The organism is Mesorhizobium sp. M0909, assembly GCF_040319515.1.
In the GTDB taxonomy this organism is placed as follows: domain Bacteria; phylum Pseudomonadota; class Alphaproteobacteria; order Rhizobiales; family Rhizobiaceae; genus Mesorhizobium.
In genome coordinates, this window is the sequence record NZ_JAMYOA010000067.1 from 1 (window position 1) to 990 (window position 990).

The following is a 990-nucleotide window of genomic DNA, read 5'->3' on the forward strand; positions in this document are numbered from 1 at the left end:
GTCGGCTGATCCTTCCCTGGGAGGATGTCATGGCAGCACAGGTTGCAGCCGCGTCGCGCAGCGGGCTGAGATCGGCCTTGCCGCTGCTGGCGCCTGCCTATCTCTGGCTGGCGGTTGCGATCTTCCTGCCGCTCTCAGCCATGGTCTTCTTCTCTCTGATGACCGAGCTGCCGTTGTCGGGGAAGCCGTGGGCGTTCACGCTCGAAAACTATGCCGCCTTCTTCTCGCAGAGCCTCTACCTGACGCTTCTGCTCGCCTCGCTGCGCCTCGGCCTCGAAGTGACGCTGTGGTGCATCATCGTCGGTTATCCCGCCGCTTATGTGCTGGCCAAGGTGCTGAAAGGTCGTAGCCGCGAGGCGATTTTCCTGCTCGTGATTCTGCCGTTCTGGTCGAACGGGCTGGTGCGCATCTTCTCCTGGGCGATGGTGCTGCGCGAAGGGGGCATTCTCGATACCGCGCTCAACGCCGCTCTGCCGTTCAAGATCAATATCGACCTGATGTATTCCTATCCGGCCGTCATCATCGGGCTAGTGCACTCCTACGTGCCTTACATGGTGCTGACCTGCTACCTGACCCTGCAGGCCATCGATGACTCGCTGATCGAGGCCGGGCGCTCGCTCGGCGCCTCGCGGCTGCAGATGCTGAAGCGGGTCATCATTCCGCTGTCGATGCCGGGGCTGGTGGCTGGCGCGGCCCTCATCTTCGTCCCGGTCGTTGGCTCGTTCATGGAGCCGCGCATACTTGGCGGCCGTACCGGCACCTTTTACGGCACTGTCATCGAGGACCAGTTCGTCGCCGTGTTCAATTGGCCGCTGGGTGCTGCGCTCTCCTTTATCCTGCTGGCCGTCGTGCTGGTCATCCTGGCGGTTGCCTCGCCGGTGCTGAGGAGGGCTACGTGATGGCGACGACACGGGTCCTCGAATGGCTCGGCCGCCTCTACATCTGGCTATTGCTCGCCTTCCTCTATGTGCCCATCATCATCATGGCGCT

1 protein-coding gene is annotated in these 990 nt (G+C 62.5%); it reads left to right on the top strand.

The window, feature by feature from the left end; translation table 11 throughout:
* Positions 1 to 29 precede the first annotated feature (29 nt).
* Entirely contained in the window at positions 30 to 899 is an 870-nt protein-coding gene (locus NKH83_RS31545; protein WP_352804593.1) for an ABC transporter permease, read from the top strand.
* Positions 900 to 990 lie beyond the last annotated feature (91 nt).